At 70.9% G+C, this 17,789-nt stretch carries 16 protein-coding genes; 3 read left to right on the top strand and 13 right to left on the bottom strand.

Annotated features, from left to right (window positions below):
* Positions 1–54: 54 nt before the first annotated feature.
* Both dinG and rhlB read right to left on the bottom strand, forming a co-directional pair.
* Complete coding sequence (dinG, locus tag EKG36_RS04425; protein ID WP_126481429.1) at positions 55–2,199, bottom strand: ATP-dependent DNA helicase DinG; 2,145 nt, start codon at positions 2,197–2,199, stop codon at positions 55–57.
* Between the two features lie 361 nt (positions 2,200–2,560).
* Entirely contained in the window at positions 2,561–3,841 is a 1,281-nt protein-coding gene (rhlB, locus tag EKG36_RS04430) for an ATP-dependent RNA helicase RhlB (RefSeq protein WP_126481431.1), read from the bottom strand.
* A gap of 159 nt (positions 3,842–4,000) precedes the next feature.
* On the opposite strand from rhlB, the gene EKG36_RS04435 reads away from it, so the two are divergent.
* Complete coding sequence (locus EKG36_RS04435) at positions 4,001–4,237, top strand: hypothetical protein (RefSeq protein WP_126481433.1); 237 nt, start codon at positions 4,001–4,003, stop codon at positions 4,235–4,237.
* A gap of 3 nt (positions 4,238–4,240) precedes the next feature.
* Positions 4,241–5,056: an exodeoxyribonuclease III gene (xthA, locus tag EKG36_RS04440; protein WP_126481435.1), complete on the top strand. Its 816-nt coding sequence runs from the start codon at positions 4,241–4,243 to the stop codon at positions 5,054–5,056.
* On the opposite strand, the gene EKG36_RS04445 is transcribed toward xthA, so the two are convergent.
* The 8 genes from EKG36_RS04445 to EKG36_RS04480 form a co-directional block, all read right to left on the bottom strand.
* The gene (locus EKG36_RS04445) at positions 5,023–6,186 is read right to left on the bottom strand and encodes a hypothetical protein (RefSeq protein ID WP_185827482.1); all 1,164 of its coding nucleotides are present in this window, start codon (positions 6,184–6,186) and stop codon (positions 5,023–5,025) included. The two genes, xthA and EKG36_RS04445, sit on opposite strands and share 34 nt — an antisense overlap.
* Before the next feature lie 4 nt (positions 6,187–6,190).
* Positions 6,191–6,919 (bottom strand): energy transducer TonB, encoded by a 729-nt coding sequence (locus tag EKG36_RS04450; protein WP_126481437.1) that lies wholly within the window; start codon positions 6,917–6,919, stop codon positions 6,191–6,193.
* The gene (locus EKG36_RS04455) at positions 6,919–7,326 is read right to left on the bottom strand and encodes an ExbD/TolR family protein (protein WP_126481439.1); all 408 of its coding nucleotides are present in this window, start codon (positions 7,324–7,326) and stop codon (positions 6,919–6,921) included. Before EKG36_RS04455 ends, EKG36_RS04450 begins: the two co-directional genes overlap by 1 nt.
* Positions 7,319–7,855, bottom strand: a complete 537-nt coding sequence (locus EKG36_RS04460) for a MotA/TolQ/ExbB proton channel family protein (protein WP_126481441.1) — start codon at positions 7,853–7,855, stop codon at positions 7,319–7,321. The genes EKG36_RS04455 and EKG36_RS04460 overlap by 8 nt, the downstream gene beginning before the upstream one ends.
* Positions 7,836–9,227, bottom strand: a complete 1,392-nt coding sequence (locus tag EKG36_RS04465; RefSeq protein ID WP_126481443.1) for a MotA/TolQ/ExbB proton channel family protein — start codon at positions 9,225–9,227, stop codon at positions 7,836–7,838. Before EKG36_RS04465 ends, EKG36_RS04460 begins: the two co-directional genes overlap by 20 nt.
* The gene (locus tag EKG36_RS04470; protein ID WP_126481445.1) at positions 9,227–9,991 is read right to left on the bottom strand and encodes a DUF3450 domain-containing protein; all 765 of its coding nucleotides are present in this window, start codon (positions 9,989–9,991) and stop codon (positions 9,227–9,229) included. The genes EKG36_RS04465 and EKG36_RS04470 overlap by 1 nt, the downstream gene beginning before the upstream one ends.
* Positions 9,992–10,293: 302 nt before the next feature.
* The gene (locus EKG36_RS04475) at positions 10,294–11,220 is read right to left on the bottom strand and encodes an electron transfer flavoprotein subunit alpha/FixB family protein (protein ID WP_126481447.1); all 927 of its coding nucleotides are present in this window, start codon (positions 11,218–11,220) and stop codon (positions 10,294–10,296) included.
* The gene (locus tag EKG36_RS04480) at positions 11,217–11,969 is read right to left on the bottom strand and encodes an electron transfer flavoprotein subunit beta/FixA family protein (RefSeq protein ID WP_126481449.1); all 753 of its coding nucleotides are present in this window, start codon (positions 11,967–11,969) and stop codon (positions 11,217–11,219) included. Before EKG36_RS04480 ends, EKG36_RS04475 begins: the two co-directional genes overlap by 4 nt.
* Positions 11,970–12,332: 363 nt before the next feature.
* On the opposite strand from EKG36_RS04480, the gene EKG36_RS04485 reads away from it, so the two are divergent.
* Positions 12,333–14,000: an electron transfer flavoprotein-ubiquinone oxidoreductase gene (locus EKG36_RS04485; RefSeq protein WP_126481451.1), complete on the top strand. Its 1,668-nt coding sequence runs from the start codon at positions 12,333–12,335 to the stop codon at positions 13,998–14,000.
* Positions 14,001–14,220: 220 nt separating this feature from the next.
* Here EKG36_RS04485 and EKG36_RS04490 read toward each other — a convergent pair whose 3' ends face one another.
* The 3 genes from EKG36_RS04490 to EKG36_RS04500 are packed head-to-tail and all read right to left on the bottom strand — an operon-like array spanning position 14,221 to position 17,761.
* Positions 14,221–15,045 carry a sulfurtransferase gene (locus tag EKG36_RS04490; RefSeq protein WP_126481453.1) on the bottom strand — a complete coding sequence of 275 codons (825 nt, stop codon included), beginning with the start codon at positions 15,043–15,045 and terminating at the stop codon, positions 14,221–14,223.
* Complete coding sequence (locus EKG36_RS04495) at positions 15,042–17,225, bottom strand: ATP-dependent helicase (protein ID WP_126481455.1); 2,184 nt, start codon at positions 17,223–17,225, stop codon at positions 15,042–15,044. The genes EKG36_RS04490 and EKG36_RS04495 overlap by 4 nt, the downstream gene beginning before the upstream one ends.
* On the bottom strand, positions 17,222–17,761 hold the full coding sequence (locus EKG36_RS04500) for a DUF1285 domain-containing protein (RefSeq protein ID WP_126481457.1): 540 nt from the start codon (positions 17,759–17,761) through the stop codon (positions 17,222–17,224). The genes EKG36_RS04495 and EKG36_RS04500 overlap by 4 nt, the downstream gene beginning before the upstream one ends.
* Positions 17,762–17,789 lie beyond the last annotated feature (28 nt).

A 17,789-nucleotide genomic window follows, 5' to 3' on the forward strand; every position in this document is an offset into this window, starting at 1 on the left:
ATCCGCATGCCCGGCGCCGCCGGGCATTCGCGTGCCGATGGTCCCCGGGGCGACTCAGCCGCCCTGCCCCACTCCGTCGATCTCGCGGGCGAAGGGCGGCAGGGCATCGAGCAGCGCGCGGCCATAGCGGCGGGTGAGCACCCGCCGATCGAGCAGGGTAATGCGGCCGGCGTCGGCTTCCTTGCGGATCAGCCGCCCGCAGGCCTGGACCAGCTTGATGGAGGCGTCGGGGACGCTGATGCGCATGAAGGGGTTGCCGCCCTGGCTCTCGATCCACTCGGCCAGCGTCGCCCCGACCGGGTCGTCGGGCACGGCGAAGGGCAGTCGCGTGATCACCACATGGGTCAGGTAGTCGCCGGGCAGGTCGATGCCCTCGGCAAAGCTCGCCAGGCCGAACAGGATGCTGCCCGCGCCACTGTCGACCCGGGCCCGGTGACGCTCCACCAGCTCGCGCTTGGGCAGCCGGTCCTGGGCCAGCACCCGCGCGCGGCACGCCGGCGTCAGGCCCTTCTCCACGGCGCGCAGCTGTGCCCGCGAGGAGAACAGCATCAGTACCGCCTCGTCATCGCCCAGGGCCTCGACGAAGTCGACGATGGCCCGCTCGTGGCCCTCGCGGTCGGCGGGGTCCACCGCCTCGCGGGGCACGCTGAGCACCGCCCGGGAATAGTCGAAGGGACTCGGCAGGCGCTGGTAGCGATAGCGGTTGGCCAGCCCGGCACGCTCCTGCAGGCGCTCGAAGCGGCCCAGGGCCGTCAGGGTCGCCGAGGTCACCACCGCCCCGAAGCAGCGCCCCCACAGCGACCTGGCCAGGGTATGGGCGGCGGAGACCGGGCTCGCCGAGAAGGTCAGCTCCGGCTCGCCGCCAAAGCGCTCGAGGGTCAGCCAGCGGGCCCGGGGCGGCTCGCCCTGAGGATCGGGCTCGGCGAAGGCCTGCCACAGGGCATGGGCCTCCAGGGCACGGCCATGGAGCAGCGCCACCAGCGGCAGCCAGGGCTCGGCCTGCTCCCGGGGCAAGCCGGTGGACTTCTCGGGATCGAGGCTCTCGCGGAGGATATCGCTCATCGATTCCAGGGTGCGCGACAGCTCGGCGAAGATCGTCACCAGGCCGTCGGCCTGTTCGCGCAGGGCCGACGGCACTCGGCCCATCTCGAAGCGATGCTGCCCCCCCTCCTCGCCATCGCCAAGCCCCTCGGGCCGCCCCGCGAGCTGGTGACCGAGGGCAAAGGCCTCGCCGAGGCGCGGCTCCAGGGCCTCGATCGCCTGGGGCAGCCCGGCCAGCAGCCGGGCCAGGGTCGGCTGCACGGCCAGGGCCTGATTGAGCTCGGTAAGCGACTTCTTCAGGGTGCGCAGCCAGCGCAGGGCGCCCCCCACCGCGAAGCGGTGGGTGAAATGGCTGAGGGCCTTGTCGGGCAGGTGGTGCCCCTCGTCGAAGATGTACAGGCAATCGGCCGGGTCCGGCAGCACCACCCCGCCCCCCAGGGCCAGGTCGGCCAGCACCAGGTCGTGGTTGGCGACGATGACGTCGGCACTGTCGAGGTCGCGACGGGCACGGAAGAAGGCACAGGCCCCGAAATGGCCGCAGCGGCGATTGGTGCACTGGCGGTGGTCGACGGTGAGCTTGCGCCAGTGGGCATCGTCGATGGCCTCCGGCCAGCTGTCGCGATCGCCGGCCCAGCGGCCGTTGCCGTAGGCCTCGCCGAGGGACTGCACCAGGGTCTGGAAGTCGTCGCCGCCGCTGTCCAGTGCCTGCTCGAAGAGCGACAGGGTGGGGTTGTCCTCGCCCCCGTCCATGGCCTGGTCGAGGCGTGCCACGCAGACGTAGCGTCCCCGCCCCTTGGCCAGGGCATAGTCGAAGGCCAGGCCGCTGTGGGCCTTGAGGGCCGGCAGGTCCTGGTGCAGCACCTGCTCCTGCAGGGCCACGGTGGCGGTGGCCACCACCAGTCGCTTGCCGCGGGCCTTGGCCACCGGCAGCGCGGCCAGCAGGTAGGCCAGGGTCTTGCCGGTCCCGGTGCCGGCCTCGAGCACGCAGACGTGCTCGTCGCTGACGCGCCGTCCGGCGTCGTCGACCTCGATGCCCGCAAGGGTGCGGGCGATCTCGGCGATCATCAGCCGCTGGCCGTAGCGCGGCGTCAGCTGGAGGCCGTCGAGCACACGCCGATAGGCGTTCTGGATCTCGCCCTTCAGGGCCTCGTCAAGCATGCTGCTATCCATCATCTAAGGCCGCGGGGCCAACCCTGCCGGCATTACCCGGGCCACTTCTTTAGAGACCGGGGCTATCCCGGCGGCAGGCCTCCGCGAGGGCGCTGTGAATCCCTCCCTGGACGCTACTTTTGCCCTGCGGCACTCTCGCATCCTGCTTCGCTTGCAGGACCGGTGTCGGCCGTCCATGGCCGCTCCGTTCGGCGAGCATCGCCTCACCCCTGGCAAAAGACCCTCGCCGCGCCCTGCCCCCCGCGCCCCTGAGCGACGCGACTCACGCGTCCACGGGACGAAGCGGTCTATCTTCAAGCGGCGTAGCCGCGTCTTCCCGCTTCCAGGCGCGAAGCGCCGCTCTGCAAGCTTACAGCAGCCCCTCGGGCGGATGCTCGCAGGGCAGCTTGTCGTTGATGAAGCGCTCGATCTCCGGCAGGGAGAAGGCATCTTCCTCGCCCACGAAGCTGATCGACACGCCCTTGGCGCCGGCGCGGCCGGTGCGGCCGATGCGATGGACGTAGTCCTCGGGATCCTCCGGCAGGGTGTAGTTGATCACGTGGCTGACATCCTCGATATGGATGCCGCGGCCGGCCACGTCGGTGGCCACCAGCACCTGGATCTCGCCCTCGCGGAACTGCTCGAGGGTGCGGATGCGCTGGTTCTGGGGCACGTCACCGGAGAGCATGGCGGCGTTGATGCCGGCCTGCTTGAGCTGCTCGTCGAGCTTGCGCACCAGGTCGCGGCGGTTGCCGAAGACCATCACCCGGTCAAAGCTCTCCTGCTGCAGCAGCTTGACCAGCAGGCGCTGCTTGTCCTCGTCGCTGACCAGGTAGACCCGCTGGTCGATGTCGGCGGCGTTGTCGACGGTGACCGCGATCTCCACGTGGGCCGGCTCATGGGTCCACTGGCTGGCCAGGTTGAGGATGTCCTCGGTGAAGGTCGCCGAGAACAGGAAGGTCTGGCGCTCTTCCTTCTTGGGCGTATGGCGAATGATCCGCTTGACGTCGGGGATGAACCCCATGGAGAGCATGCGATCCGCCTCGTCGAGCACCAGCACCTCGACCTGGGTCAGGTCGACGTCGCGCTTCTGGTGGAAGTCCAGCAGCCGACCCGGCGTGGCGACGAGGATATCGAGCCGCTTGCCCAGACCCTCCAGCTGCTTCTGGTAATCCATGCCGCCCACGACGCTGGCGACGTTGAGCTGGGTGAAGCGCGCCAGGGCCTTGGCGTCCTTCTCGATCTGCAAGGCCAGCTCGCGGGTCGGGGCCACGATCAGCGCCCGGGGCGCGCCGGGCTTCTGGCCGTCCGGCGCCTCCTCCTCGAGGAAGTAGGCGAGGATCGAGATCAGGAAGGCGGCGGTCTTGCCGGTTCCGGTCTGGGCCTTGCCGACCACGTCGCCGCCGAGCAGCGCGTGGCGCAACGCCTCGGCCTGGATCGGGGTGCAGTACTCGAAGCCCTGGGCGTGGATGGCACGCATCAGCGGCAGCGGCAGATCGAAGTCATGGAAGCGCCACTTGCCCGCGACGGCGGGAACCTGGAACTGGCGCAGGTCCCAGTTCGACTGGCGGCGGCGCGGCTTGCGACGGCGACGCTTGGGCTTGCGGTTCTCGGTCTTGGCCGGTGCTGTGGTCTGTTCCGACTCGCTCATAGGCTGTGCTGTCTCGTCCATGTAGTGGATGGAAGCGTCTCGGGAGGTGGTGTGACGCAAACGACCATTGTACCAGCCTCTGGCGGCCAGGGCCCGCCCGCTGTCGAAGCGGTGGCCGCGGCTGGTAGAATGGCAGCCATTATCCAAGGAGCATGCGTCATGACACGCAGAAAGAAGACCCGATCGCTGGCCGACAAGGTGACGATTCGCACCGGCCGGCGCAAGGACTACAAGAAATGGCGCCACGAGAACCCCGACGAGGTCACCTCGTCGCGGCGCTTCACCCAGAAGAAACGCCAGCAGCGCAAACTGCAGGCGGCCCGCAAGCTGGCCCGCCAGGAAGACGGCCAGTCGATCGACATCCACCCCGACCAGCCCGAGAACAAGGACGACTGACCGATGCGCCTGGTGTCATTCAACATCAACGGCATTCGTGCCCGCCTCCACCAGCTCGAGGCGCTGATCGAGGCGCACCGCCCGGCGGTGATCGGCCTGCAGGAAACCAAGGTTCAGGACAGCGAGTTCCCGGTGGCCGCGGTCGAGGCGATGGGCTACCACGTCTTCTTCCATGGCCAGAAGGGCCACTACGGCGTGGCCCTGCTGTGCCGGGACAAGCCCGAGGCGGTCTATCGCGGCTTCCCCGACGACGGCGAGGACGCCCAGCGCCGACTGATCGGCGTGCGCCTGCGCGGCGGGGATGGTGAGCCGCTGACCGTGTGGAACGGCTACTTTCCGCAGGGCGAGAACATCGACCACCCGGTGAAGTTCCCTCACAAGCGGGCGTTCTACGCCCAGCTGAGCCGCCTGCTCGCCGAGCAGCACTCCCCCGAGGAGCGCCTGGCGATCATGGGCGACTTCAACATCTCCCCCGAGGACATCGACATCGGCATCGGCGAGGCCAACCGCAAGCGCTGGCTGCGCGAGGGCAAGACCAGCTTCCAGCCGGTGGAGCGAGAATGGCTCGAGGGCATCAAGGCCTGGGGACTCGCCGACAGCTATCGGCTCTGCCACCCCGAGGCGGACGACCGCTTCAGCTGGTTCGACTACCGCTCCCGGGGCTTCGAGCGCGAGCCCAAGCGCGGCCTGCGCATCGACTACATCCTGGTGACCGAGCCGCTGGCCGGGAAGGTCCGGGAGGCCGGGATCGACTACGCGCTGCGCGGCATGGAGAAGCCCTCGGATCACGCCCCGGTGTGGACCGAGCTCGACGACTGACCGCGGTCGACGGACCGCCCTGCCCCCCCCTGCCCTTCGTCGCGCCTGCCGGGCAGGCTTGCCAGCCAGGCATCCGCCTGGGACATGCCCAGCGACGCGGCGCGCGTCAGGGCCCGGTCGGCGAGCGCCCAGCGCCCCCAGCCATGGGCCAGCTGGCCCAGCCGCAGCCAGTCCTCGCCGTCCTGGCTGCGCTCGGCCACGCTCCGCCAGGCGTCCAGCGCCCGGCCGCGATCACGGGCCGCCTGCCAGGCCCGGGCCAGCAGGCGCCGGTGCGCCAGGCTATCCTCGAGGGTCCCCGCCTGCAGGGCCGAGCGCAGCAGCTCGGCGGCCCGCGCCGGGGTACCGCCGGCCAGGTGCAGGCGGATGCGTCGCAGCAGGTCCTCGCGGCCGGCCAGCACGCCACGGCGCCAGCCCGCCTCCCATAGCGCCGCCGCCCGGCCGGGCTCGCCCAGCCGTTGGGCCAGGGCCGCCGCCCGGCGCCAGGCCTCGGGGTCCTGCTCGGCGCCCTCCAGCCGGCGCTCGAGCACGGCGAGCGCCGCCGCGTCGTCGCCAGCGCGCTGCAGGACGCTGGCGGCCAGCGTCGCCCGCGCCCCGGCCGGCGGCCCGCCGGCCTCCAGGGCCCGCCTGACCCAGCGCGCCGCGGCCTCCCAGTCCGCCTCGGCGGCCAGCAGCCGGGCCATCCGCCAGTGGTCATCGGTCGTCCCGGCATGCCGGGACAGCCAGTCGGCAAGCAGCGGGCGGGCCTGGCCGGACTGGCTGGCCTGGAGACGCAGGCCGGCCTCCTGGTGCAGCCAACGGTCGGCCTGGCCAGGCTCGATGCCCTCGATGGTGCGGGCCTCGGCCAGGTGCCCGGCGGCGGCCCTGGCGTTGCCGAGGCGCGCCTCGGCAACGGCGGCAAGCTGCAGGTAGAGGGCCTGCGCCCAGCGGTCGGCGGCATTGCCGCCGGCCAGGCGCTCGGCCTGGGCCAGGGCCTGGCCGCGCACCTCGGCGGCGTCGCCCTGGAGCCGCTGCTCCAGGCTCTTAAGGTCGCGGATGATGCCGCCCGGCAGCGAGGGGGCGGCCTGGGCGGGGGCAGCCAGCGCCAGCCAGGCGCCGGCGATCAGCCCGGCCAGGGTGAACGTTCGGGTCATGACCTCACCTCAACTGGAATTCCAGGCGCTGCCGCGCCCGGCGCCGCCCGTCGGCCTCGGCGAAGCGCCAGTCGGCGATGGCGCGGCGGGCCGCGCGGTCGAAGACTCCGCGGGGGTCGGCCTCGACGACCGTGATGCTGCCGGCCTCGACCCGGCCATCGGGAGCGATGATGAACTGCACCACCACATGGCCCTGAAGGCCGCGGCGACGGGCCCGGGACGGATACTCCGGGGGCACCCGACGGGTCGCCTGGGCCGAGGTCCCCACGTCCACCGGCTCCCGGGAGGCGGCCTGTGGTGCAGCCGGCGATGCGGCGGCGGCCTCACTGGCCGGTGCCGGGCTCGGCGCGGGGTCCGGCGCCGGTTCGGGTTCGGGCGACGGCTCGGGCCTGGGCTCGGGCGGCGTCTCGGTGAGCTCCGGCAGGGACTCGTCAAGGGGCACCTCGGGCACCTCCATGGGCGGCAGCTCGGGCTCGGGCAGGGCGATGGCGCTGTCCACGGCAGGCGCCGGGGCCGGCTCCGGAGGCGGGGTCGGGGCGCTGGGCGGCGGGGGCGGCGCGGCGGAAGCCGGGACTGGCTCCGGCGCCGGCTCGGCCGGCACCTCGGCGAGCGCCAGGGTCAGCTCCTGACGCGGCTCGGGCTCGGCCTGGGGCGGCACCACCAGTAGCGCCAGCAGCAGGAACAGCGCCAGCGTCAGCGCCGTGCCGGCGAGCAGCGAGACCGGCAGCCGCATCAGGCGCCGCCTCGCTGGGCGGCCACGGCCACCTGCTCGACGTCGGCCTCGCGCAATCGGTCCATCACCTCGATCAGCACGCCGGTGGCCGCCTCGCGATCGGCCTGGATGACCACCGAGCCGTCGTCGCTGACCAGGCCGGCCACCCTGGGCCCCACCCGGTGCAGGTCCACCGGCTCGCCGTCGACCCAGACCGCCCCTTCCGGGGTGATGGCCACCAGCACCTGGACGTCCGGGCGCGGGGTCGCGGCGCTGGACTCCGGGCGCTCGATCTCCACCCCGCTCTCCTTGATGAAGCTGGTGGTGACGATGAAGAAGATCAGCATGATGAAGACCACGTCCAGCATCGGAGTCAGGTTGACCTCGCTGCTCTCCTCGCCGGCGGTGGCCAGTCGGCGTCTACGCATGGGCGTCCTCCGCGGCACGTGCCAGGCGGTCATGCAGCCGCTGGTCCTCGCGCCGGATGATGTGTTCGAGACGAGTGATGAACAGCAGCCCCACCACCGAGACCGCCATGCCGCTCAGCGTGGGCAGGGTGGCGCGGGCCACGCCGTCGGCCATGGCCCGGGCCTGGTTGACCTCGCTGACGGCCAGGCTGTCGAACACCGTGATCATGCCGGTGACGGTGCCCAGCAGGCCGAGCAGCGGGCAGACCACCACCAGCAGCTTCAGCCAGGGCAGCGGGCCGCGAAGCCGGGCGATCAGCTCCCGGGCCCAGACCTCACGCAGGGTCAGGGCGCTCCAGCTGACGTGGTCGGCCCGCGCCACCCAGCGCGCCACCAGCGCCCGGCGCGCCGGGCGGTAGTGGAGGCGGAAGAACCACCAGCGCTCCAGGGCCAGCGAGAACAGCAGCACGGCCACGCCGACAATGACCACCAGAACGGGGCCACCGGCCTCGACCAGCCGCGCCAGGGGCTCAAGCCAGGGCATCGGCATGGTGCGGCGCCACGGTCGGGGAGGCGGGCCGGCCGGCCTCCAGAGTGTCGGCGAGCACGGCGCTGGCCCGCCCCTCCAGGGTGCCGATCAGCGCGCGGCTGCGGCTGGACAGCGCCGTGTGGGCGAACAGCAGCGGCACGGCGGTGATCAGGCCGAGCACCGTGGTGACCAGCGCCTGGCTGATGCCGCCGGCCATCAGCTGGGGGTCACCGGTGCCGAACACGGTGATCGACTGGAAGGTCACGATCATGCCGGTAACCGTCCCCAGCAGGCCCAGCAGCGGCGCCACCGCGGCGAGCATCTTGACCAGGCCCTGGCCGCGCTCGAGGCGCGGCTGCTCGGCGAGCAGCGCCTCGTCGAGGCGGGCCTCCAGGGCCTCGGGGGCGTGGCCGGTACCGAGGGCCTGGAAACGCTGAAGCGCCCGGCCCAGCGGGTTGTCGCCGCGCAGCCGCTCGAGGTCGCCCAACTGGCGGCGCAGGGTCACGGTGACCCGCAGCAGGTAAAGATACTGGCCGAGCGCCACCAGCAGGCCACCGACCCCCAGGGCCACCACCACATAGCCCACCGCACCGCCCTGCCGGAAGCGCTCCCAGAGCGTCGGCTGCCGCGCCAGGGCCTCGAGGACCCGGCCGTCGGCCGGATCGAAGGACACCACCTCGCCCTCGCCGGCCTGGAAGGCCTGCAGGCGCTCGGCCACACCGGCCGGGGTATGCGACAGCACCGTCAGGCGGCCATCCTCGCCGGCGCGCTCCAGCAACTGGCCGTCGCTGGCCGCCAGCAGGTCGCCGAGGCGGATCACGGTGCGCTCCGCCACCTCTCCGTCGGCCCCGGCTACCGGCGCCTGCAGGCTGACCACGCGGGCGGTCTCCCGGGTCAGGCCCATTACGCTGTCGGCCAGGGTGGCAAGCTGCTCGGCGCGCAGGATGCCGTCGGTGTCCAGGCGCGGCGGCAAGCCGGCCTCGGCGCCCAGGGTCAGCCAGCCGGCGCGCAAGTCGTCGCGCAGCTCGCCGCTGACGCCGGCCACCTCGTCGAAGACTGCCTCGAGGTCACCGCCCTGCTCCTGACGGCGGGCCTGGAGGGCCTCGAGTTCGGCAGCCTGGGCCTGCTGTCGGCTGTCCAGGGTCGCACGACGCTCTCGAACCTCGGCCAATTCGGCACGCGCCTGTTCGAGGGCGGCATCGAGGGCCTGCTCATCGTCGACCAGCTCGGCCAACCGTGCCCGATCCCGATCCTCGGCGGCCTCTCGCTCGGCGCGCAGGGTCTCGAGAGGAGCGTCCGTCGCCGCGGCATCTTCCTGGGCCTGGACCAGCAATGGCATTCCCGTCAGCAGCAGGCCGGCCAGCGCGGCACGCAGGGCAAGATTCCGGATCATCAGGCGTCCTCCCGGGGTTGCGAGACGGGCAGGTCCAGCAGGGCCGGGGCGCGCTGCTCCCGGGCAATGGCCATCCCCTTGCGGACCTCGGCCAGGGCGGTCTCGCCCAGGGGGCGCCACTCGCCTGGCGCGGCCTGCCAGACACCGCCCTGACGGCCGTCGGGGGTCAGGTAGTACCAGCCCACTCGGCCCAGGCGCAGGAAGTCCACTTCCCGCGGGGGCTCTCCGGGCAGCTCGCCGCGCCAGGTATCGAGCTCGCGGCCGTAATCGAGTTCGGCATGCCAGGCGGCCAGCACCCGCTCCAGTTTCTCGGCGGTATCGAGCTCGGGGTCGGCCAGCAGGGTCTCGAGGCTGTCCACCCGGGCCAGGCGCTCGTCGCGCAGAAAGGGCATATCGTCCTCCACCCAGGTGCGCAAGCGCACGACCATGCCGCGCATCAGCCCCGGCAAGGCCTCGCGGGTCTGGGACAGGGTGTCGAGGGCCTCGCGGCGGGAGGTCAACGTCGCGGCCTGGCGCTCGACCAGGGGCGCCAGCTCGGCGTTATAGCGGCTCAGGCGCCGGATCTCTTCCCGGGCCTGGCGCAGGGCCAGGAGCTTGTCGCGCACCGCCTCGTCGGCGGCATCGATGCGCGCCTGCAACTCGGCCTGGGCGCGCTGTGCGTCGAGGGTCTCCTCACGCAGCGTCGGCTCGGCCGCCGCGGCAGTGGCCATGACCAGGGCGACTCCGGCCAGGCTGCGTCGAATCCATGGATGAGGACAGGGCACACTGATCTCCCGAAATGGTGCACGAAGTGACGGGCACCCTACCCTGAACAAGAATAATTATCAATATCTTGACCATCCTTCGCCCGGGGGGAGTGCCGGCACGCGTACGCTACCGCGGCTCAAGGCGGCCCAAACGGCACAGGGCCGGCCTCCGCGAGGGAGGCCGGCCCTGTCTGTCGGCCGAACGTGAGGCTGGCTTGTGCTTGATTTCGAGCCCTGGCTGGGACGCGAACGACTCGCCGAGGAGACCATCGCTCCTCGGGAACGCCAGCGGGGCGACCAGCCCTTCTGCCCTCGAGCGTCTAGAGCTTGCTCTCGAGCTCCGGCAGGATCTCGAACAGGTCGCCCACCAGGCCATAGTCCGCGACCTGGAAGATCGGGGCCTCTTCGTCCTTGTTGATCGCCACGATCACCTTGGAGTCCTTCATGCCCGCCAGGTGCTGGATGGCCCCGCTGATGCCCACGGCGATGTAGAGTTCCGGGGCGACGATCTTGCCGGTCTGGCCGACCTGCATGTCGTTGGGCACGAAGCCGGCGTCCACCGCGGCGCGCGAGGCACCGATGGCCGCCCCCAGCTTGTCGGCGATGCCCTCCAGCAGCTTGAAGTTGTCGCCGCTGCCCATGCCACGGCCGCCGGAGACCACCACCTTGGCGGCGCCCAGCTCGGGCCGGTCGCTCTCGGCCAGCTCCTCGCCGACGAAGCTCGACAGGGCGTTGTCGACCACGGCCTCCACCGCCTCGACGCCGGCACTGCCGGTCTCGCCCACGGCGTCGAAGGCGGTGGCGCGCACGGTGACCACCTTCAGGGCATCCTCGCTCTGCACGGTGGCGATGGCGTTGCCGGCATAGATCGGCCGCTTGAAGGTGTCGGCGCTCTCCACCGCGATGATCTCGGAGAGCTGCGCCACGTCCTTGAGCGCCGCCAGCCGCGGCATGACGTTCTTGCCGGTGGTGGAGGCCACCGCCAGCACGTGGCTGTAGTCGTCGGCCAGCCCGGCCAGCAGCTCGCCCATGGGCTCGGCCAGCTGGTGGGCGTAGACGGCGGCGTCGGCGACGCGCACCCGGCTCACGCCGTCAAGCTTGGCGGCCGCCTCGGCGATGGCGCCGACGTTCTCGCCCGCCACCAGGACATCGATGTCGCCGCCGATCTGCTGGGCCGCCGCGACCACGTGGGCGGTGGCACCGGCCAGTTGACCGTCGTGATGTTCGGCAAGGACCAGAATGCTCATGAGATCACCTTGGCTTCGTTCTTGAGTTTGTCCACGAGCTCGTCCACGGAGCCCACCTTGACGCCACCCTGGCGCTCGGCCGGCGGCTCGACCCTGACCAGCTTGAGCCTCGACGCCACCTCGACGCCCAGCTCCTCCGGGGTCTTGACGTCCAGCGGCTTCTTCTTGGCCTTCATGATGTCGGGCAGCTTGGCATAGCGCGGCTCGTTCAGGCGCAGGTCGGTGGTGACGATGGCCGGCAGCGCCAGGGACACGGTCTGCAGGCCGCCGTCGATCTCGCGAGTGACCTTGAGGGCGTCGCCCTCGACCTCGACCGCGGAGGCGAAGGTCCCCTGGGCGCGACCGGTCAGGGCGGCGAGCATCTGGCCGGTCTGGTTGTTGTCGCTGTCGATGGCCTGCTTGCCGAGGATCACCAGCTCCGGCTGCTCCTCCTCGACCACCTTGGCCAGCGCCTTGGCGGCGCCCAGGGACTCGACGCGCTCGTCGGTCTGGACGTGAATGGCGCGGTCGGCGCCCAATGCCAGGGCGGTGCGCAACTGCTCCTGGGCGGCCTTGGGCCCCACGGTGACCGCGACCACCTCGGTCGCCACGCCTCGCTCCTTGAGCCGCACCGCTTCCTCCACGGCGATCTCGCAGAAGGGATTCATGGCCATCTTGACGTTGGTGAGATCGACATCGGAGTTATCCGGCTTGACCCGGATCTTGACGTTGTAGTCGATGACGCGTTTGACCGCGACGAGTACCTTCATGTTGTCCTCGCTTGGTTCAGTTTCGGAACCTTGGGTGACGGAAACGGGTATCACGGCACCGCGGCGCGATTCCCGGCCCTCTTAGAACCTACCGACATGCTCTTATTTGTTTCATGCAAGCGTTTGATAGGCGCCGCACCGAAAAACCCCTCTAATGTGCCACAGCCCGGGCAATCACAACAATCCTCGCCATGCCGGGAAAACGGCTCCCTCGGCGCCTCCGCCCATCGTAAGGGGTGACCCTTTGACGATATTATGCCTATCATGGGTCATGGCTAGAAGCAAACGACCGTTTTAAAACCTATCGACGTTAGTGGTACCCCCGGGACCCGGGCGTCGTCGCCGTGGGAGGAGACACATCCGATGACTGAACAAGTAGAGCGCGACTCCATGGACTTCGACGTGGTCATCGTCGGCGCCGGGCCCGCCGGCCTCTCGGCAGCCTGTCGCCTGATGCAGCAGGCGAGCGAGGCCGAGCGGGAGCTGACCGTGTGCGTGGTCGAGAAGGGCTCCGAGGTGGGCGCCCATATCCTCTCCGGGGCGGTCTTCGAGCCTCGCGCCCTCCAGGAACTCTTCCCCGACTGGCAGGAGCGCGGCGCGCCCCTGACCACACCGGCCGTGCGCGACGAGCTCTACCTGCTCAAGGATGCCGAGAAGGCCCAGAAGCTGCCCAATGCGCTGGTGCCCAGGACCATGCACAACACCGGCGGGGACATCACGCGCTACGTGATCAGCGCCGGCAACCTGTGCCGCTGGCTGGCCGAGCAGGCCGAGGCGCTCGGCGTGGAGGTCTTCCCCGGCTTCGCCGCCCAGGAGGTGATCATCGAGGATGAGGTGGTTCGGGGGATCATCGTGGGCGACATGGGCGTGGGCGCCGATGGCCAACCCAAGGATGGCTACATGCCGGGCATGGAACTGCGCGCCAAGTACACCCTGTTCGCCGAGGGCGCCCGGGGCCACCTGGGCAAGCGGCTGATCGAGCGCTTCGACCTGGCGGCCGGCAAGGACCCGCAGCACTACGGCATCGGCCTCAAGGAGCTGTGGGACATCCCCGCCGACAAGCACGAACCCGGCCTGGTGCTGCACGGCTCCGGCTGGCCCCTGGACAAGGCCACCCACGGCGGCTGGTTCCTCTACCATGCGGAGAACTCGCAGGTGGTGGTCGGCCTGATCATGGACCTCTCCTACCAGAATCCCTGGCTGTCGCCCTTCGACGAGTTCCAGCGCATGAAGCACCATCCGGTGCTCAAGCAGCACCTGGAGGGCGGCTCGCGAGTCGCCTACGGCGCCCGGGCCATCGCCAAGGGCGGCCTCAACTGCCTGCCGAAGATGACCTTCCCCGGCGGCCTGTTGATCGGCTGCGACGCCGGCACCCTCAACTTCGCCAAGATCAAGGGCCTGCACACCGCCATGAAGTCCGGCATGGTGGCCGCCGAGAGCGTCTTCGAGGCCATCGCGGCCGGCGACGAGGGCGGCGCGGAGCTCACCGCCTTCGAGGGCAAGTGGCAGGCCAGCTGGGCCTACCAGGAGCTCGACGAGAGCCGCAGCTTCGGCCCGGCGATCCACAAGTACGGCACCATGGGCGGCGGCGCCTACAATTTCCTCGACCAGCTCGTCGGCGGCAAGCTGCCGACCCTGCACGATACCGTGCCGGACCACGCGACCCTCAAGAAGGCGGCCGAGTGCGAGAAGATCGACTACCCCAAACCCGACGGCAAGCTGTCCTTCGACAAGCCCTCCTCGGTGTTCCTGTCCAACACCAACCACGAGGAGGACCAGCCCTGCCACCTCAGGCTGACCGACCCGGACCTGCCGATCCGTGACAACCTGCCGGACTACGACGAGCCAGCCCAGCGTTACTGCCCGGTGGGCGTGTATGAGGTGATCGAGGACGACGCCGGCAATCCCAGGTTCCAGATCAACTTCCAGAACTGCATCCACTGCAAGACCTGCGACATCAAGGACCCGGCCCAGAACATCACCTGGGTGGCGCCGGAAGGCGGGGGTGGACCCAACTACCCGAATATGTAAACGGCCCGCGTCGGGCGTCGCCCGACGCGGAAGCTCGAAGCTCGAAGCTCGAAGCTCGAAGCTCGAAGCTCGAAGCTCGAAGCTCGAAGCTCGAAGCTCGAAGCTCGAAGCTCGCAACATAAATGAAACCGCCCCACGGCAAGCGCCTGGGGCGGTTTTTTCTTCCAGCTTCAAGCTTCCAGCCGCGAAGCGGCGCTCTTCCAGCTTATGGCTTCCGGGCTCAATCGCCGGTGGCGACGGGCCGGGCGGGGTCGCGGATCCATTCGCTCCAGGAACCGGCATACAGGCGCGGCAGGGGCCGGCCGGCGACAGCATAGGCGAGAATGTCGTGACAGGCGGTGACCCCGGAGCCGCAGTAGGCGATGACGGCCTCGCCTTGGGGCAGCTCGGCCTCGAGCACGTCGGGCGCCTTGAAGCGGCCCCTCTCGTCGAGGTTGTCGGCACTGGGACGACACACGGCCCCGGGGATATGCCCTGCCACCGGGTCCACGGGCTCGGCCTCGCCGCGGAAGCGCTCCCGGGAGCGGGCATCCATCTTCAGGGCGCGACCGGAGAACACCTCGTCGGCCTCGACCCGGACGGCGTCGCGGTAGGCCGGCGTCCAGTCGCTCGGACGCGGCGCTGGTTCGCGACCCAGCGGCAGCTCGCCGCCGACGTCCTGCCAGGCCCGCAGGCCACCGTCGAGCACGCGCACCCCGGGATGGCCGGCCCAGCAGGCCAGCATCCACCAGGCCCGGGCCGCGGCCAGCTGGCCACCCTGGTCGTCGTAGACCACCACCACACGCCCGGGGACGATACCCAGCCGCTGAAGGATCGCGGTAAAGGCCGCCGGCTCGGGCAGCGGGTGACGACCACCCGCCCCGGCCGGCGCGGCCAGGTCCCGGTCGAGGTCCAGGTGCAGGCTGCCGGGCACATGGCCCTCGCGCCACAGCCTGTCGCCGGCATCAGGGTCGCCCAGCCGCGCCCGGCAGTCCAGTACCACGGGCGGGGTGGCTCCCTGGAGGGCCCTGGCCAGCTCGCTGGCCTCGATCAGTACCCTGCTCATGCACGTACTCCTTCCAGCAGTTCGATGGGCGCCCGCCGGGCGATCAGCCGGCGTCGGCCGGCCTGGCGGAACCGCACCTCGATCACGGGGTTGTCCGGGTCGCCCTCCACCACGCTGATCTCGCCCTCGCCGAACACGGCATGGGTCAGGCGCTGGCCGACCCGATAGTCGGCCGCCTCAGCGACCCGGGGCGTCGGCGCCGCGGCCTCGATGGGCAGCGGCCGCCCCAGGGCCACGACATAGCGGTGCACCAGGGTCGGATGCGCGACGGCCAGCGGGGCCTCGCCCTCCCCCGCCAGGTGCTCGGCGACACGCAGGCCATCCTGCCAGGCGGTCTCGTCGAGAAAGCGGCTGGGACGGTGGTCGCCGCCGTCATGCAGCATGGCCAGCCGCTCCCGGGCCCGCGTGATGGCCACGTAGAACAGTCGCCGCTCCTCCTCGAGGCGCGCGAGCGTCAGGGGATTGTCCCGGGTGTAGTGGGGGAAGTCCTCCTCGTTGAGGCCCGCCAGCACCACCAGCGGCCACTCCAGGCCCTTGGCGCCATGCACCGTGGTGATCAGCACCCCGTCATCGCGGTTCTGCACCGGCCGGCGCAGCAGCTCGATGAAGGCCGCCAGGTCCGGTGCCTCTTCGGCCTGCTCGACCAGCACATCGAGCAGGCGCACGTCTTCCTCGCCCTTGTCGCGTCGTGCGGCGGCGCGCTTGAGGACCTTCTCCGCCTCCACGCTCTCGATCACGTGCTCGAGCAGGCGGGCGGGCGCCCAGCCGGCATGCCGTGGCAATTCGCAGAGCAGCGCCCAGCGACGCTTCAGGGTCCGCCGCTGGTGTGGCTTCAGGCTGCTCAGCAGGGGGTCGTGACGCTCCGGCCAGCGCTGGGTCTCGGCCAGGCGGGTGGCCAGCGCCGCCAACCGCTCCCGGGCGACGAAGGGGGTGGGCTGGGCGAGCAGGGTCAGCAGGTGGCCGGGATCCTGCAGCAGGCCGGCATCCAGTGCCAGCATCAGGTAACCCGCCAGGGCCTCCACCAGAGGCAGGCGAAACACGAAGCGGTCCTCCCGGGAAAGCCGGAAGGGCACCCCCTCGCGAAGCAGGGCCAGCTGCAGTGGCACCGACAGGGCCCAGCTGCGTACCAGCAGGCAGGCCTCGTCGAGTTGCCGGCCCTGGCGCTGCCAGTCGGCGAGCTCGCCAAGCAGCCCCTGGGTCCCCTGCCCCACCGCCAGCCGGGTGGCCGGGTTGTCGGGCGCTGCCAGGCAGAGCTGGTCGGGGCGCCGCCGGTTGGCGGCGATGGCGTGGTTGGCGGCCAGCGCCAGGGCATGACCGTGGCGGAAGGTGGTGGACAATGGATAGTCCCGCGCCTCGCCGAAGGTGGCGGTGAAGTTCTCGAGCATGGTGTCGGGATGCGCCCCACGCCACTCGTAGATGCACTGGTTGGCGTCGCCCACCGCCATCACCGCCGCCTGCCCGCCGGCGAGCACGGCCAGCAGGCGCTGCTGGGCCTGGTTGATGTCCTGGTACTCGTCGATGATGACGTGGTCCAGGAAGCCCTGGACCCGGCCCCGCAGCGCCGGATCGGCCTCCAGCGCCAGCAGCGGCCGGTACAGCAGATCCGAGTAGGTCATCAGGCCCTGCTCGGCCAGCAGGATCTCGGCGTGCTCGAAGGCGGCGACGAAGTGCTCGGTATCCTCGCCGAAGTCGAGCCGGGCGTAGAGCTCGGCGGGACTCGCCATCTCCGCCTTTACCAGCCCGCAGAAGTGGGCCAGGGCCTCCAGCTTCTCGGCCTCCAGTGCCGCCTCGCCGGGCTCGGGCAGGTCCTGCAGGGCCCGCTGGGTGGCATGACGCAGCAGGCGCTCCAACTGCCAGTCGGCGGTCAGCAGCTGCCGCGGGGCGAGCGCCCCCCAACGGGTCAGGCTCCCGGACAGGCGATGCCCGAGGGAGTGGAAGGTACGCACGTCCGGCAGCGGCTGGCCGGCCGGGGCCATGGTCGTCAGCCGGGCCTGGAAGTCCTCCCGGGCGGAGCGGTTGAACATCAGCACCAGGATCCGGCTCGGTGACACGCCCTGCTCGAGCAGGTCCAGGACCCGGGACACCATGGTGGTGGTCTTGCCCGCCCCGGCCACGGCCGCCACCCGGGCATGGCCGCCCCGATGGCCGACCACGGCCCGCTGTTCCGGCGTCAGCCTCATGACGCCGCGTCATCCAGCCGCCCCAGCGGTTGCCAGGCGCCGCCGCTGGTCAGCCCGAGCGTCTCGCCGCGCCGTTCGGCGAGGTCGGCCAGGCGGTAGAAGACGTTGCGTCCCAGGCGCGCGGCGAGACCGAAGCGGACCGGCACCTCGGGCACCGCTTCGCCACGCGGCGTGGTCGTGACGGTCAGGCAACGGGCCTCGTCGAGGCGCAGCCTGTCGCCGACATTGGTGGTGAGCCACCAGTCGCCGTGAGTGTCCGGTTCGGCATCGACGATGACGAACGGATGATCCTCGACGCGAATGCGCTGCTTCTCCACGGGAGTCACCAGGTAGTAGTCACCATCGGCTTCGCGGCGCAGGATGGTGGAGAGCAGGCGCACCAGGCGTGGCCGGCTGATCACGCCGCCCTCGTGGATCCAGCGCCCGTCAGCGGCAATCAGGAGGTCCATCTCGCCGACCCCCTCGGGCGCCCAGCGCTCCAGCGGGGGAATCTCGCCCTCCGGCTCGATGCCGGCCAGCAGGGTCTCCAGGTTCATGCTGCCCTCCTCGCGTGTGACGCACGCC

This window comes from Halomonas nitroreducens (genome assembly GCF_003966155.1).
Taxonomy (GTDB): Bacteria; Pseudomonadota; Gammaproteobacteria; order Pseudomonadales; family Halomonadaceae; genus Halomonas; species Halomonas nitroreducens.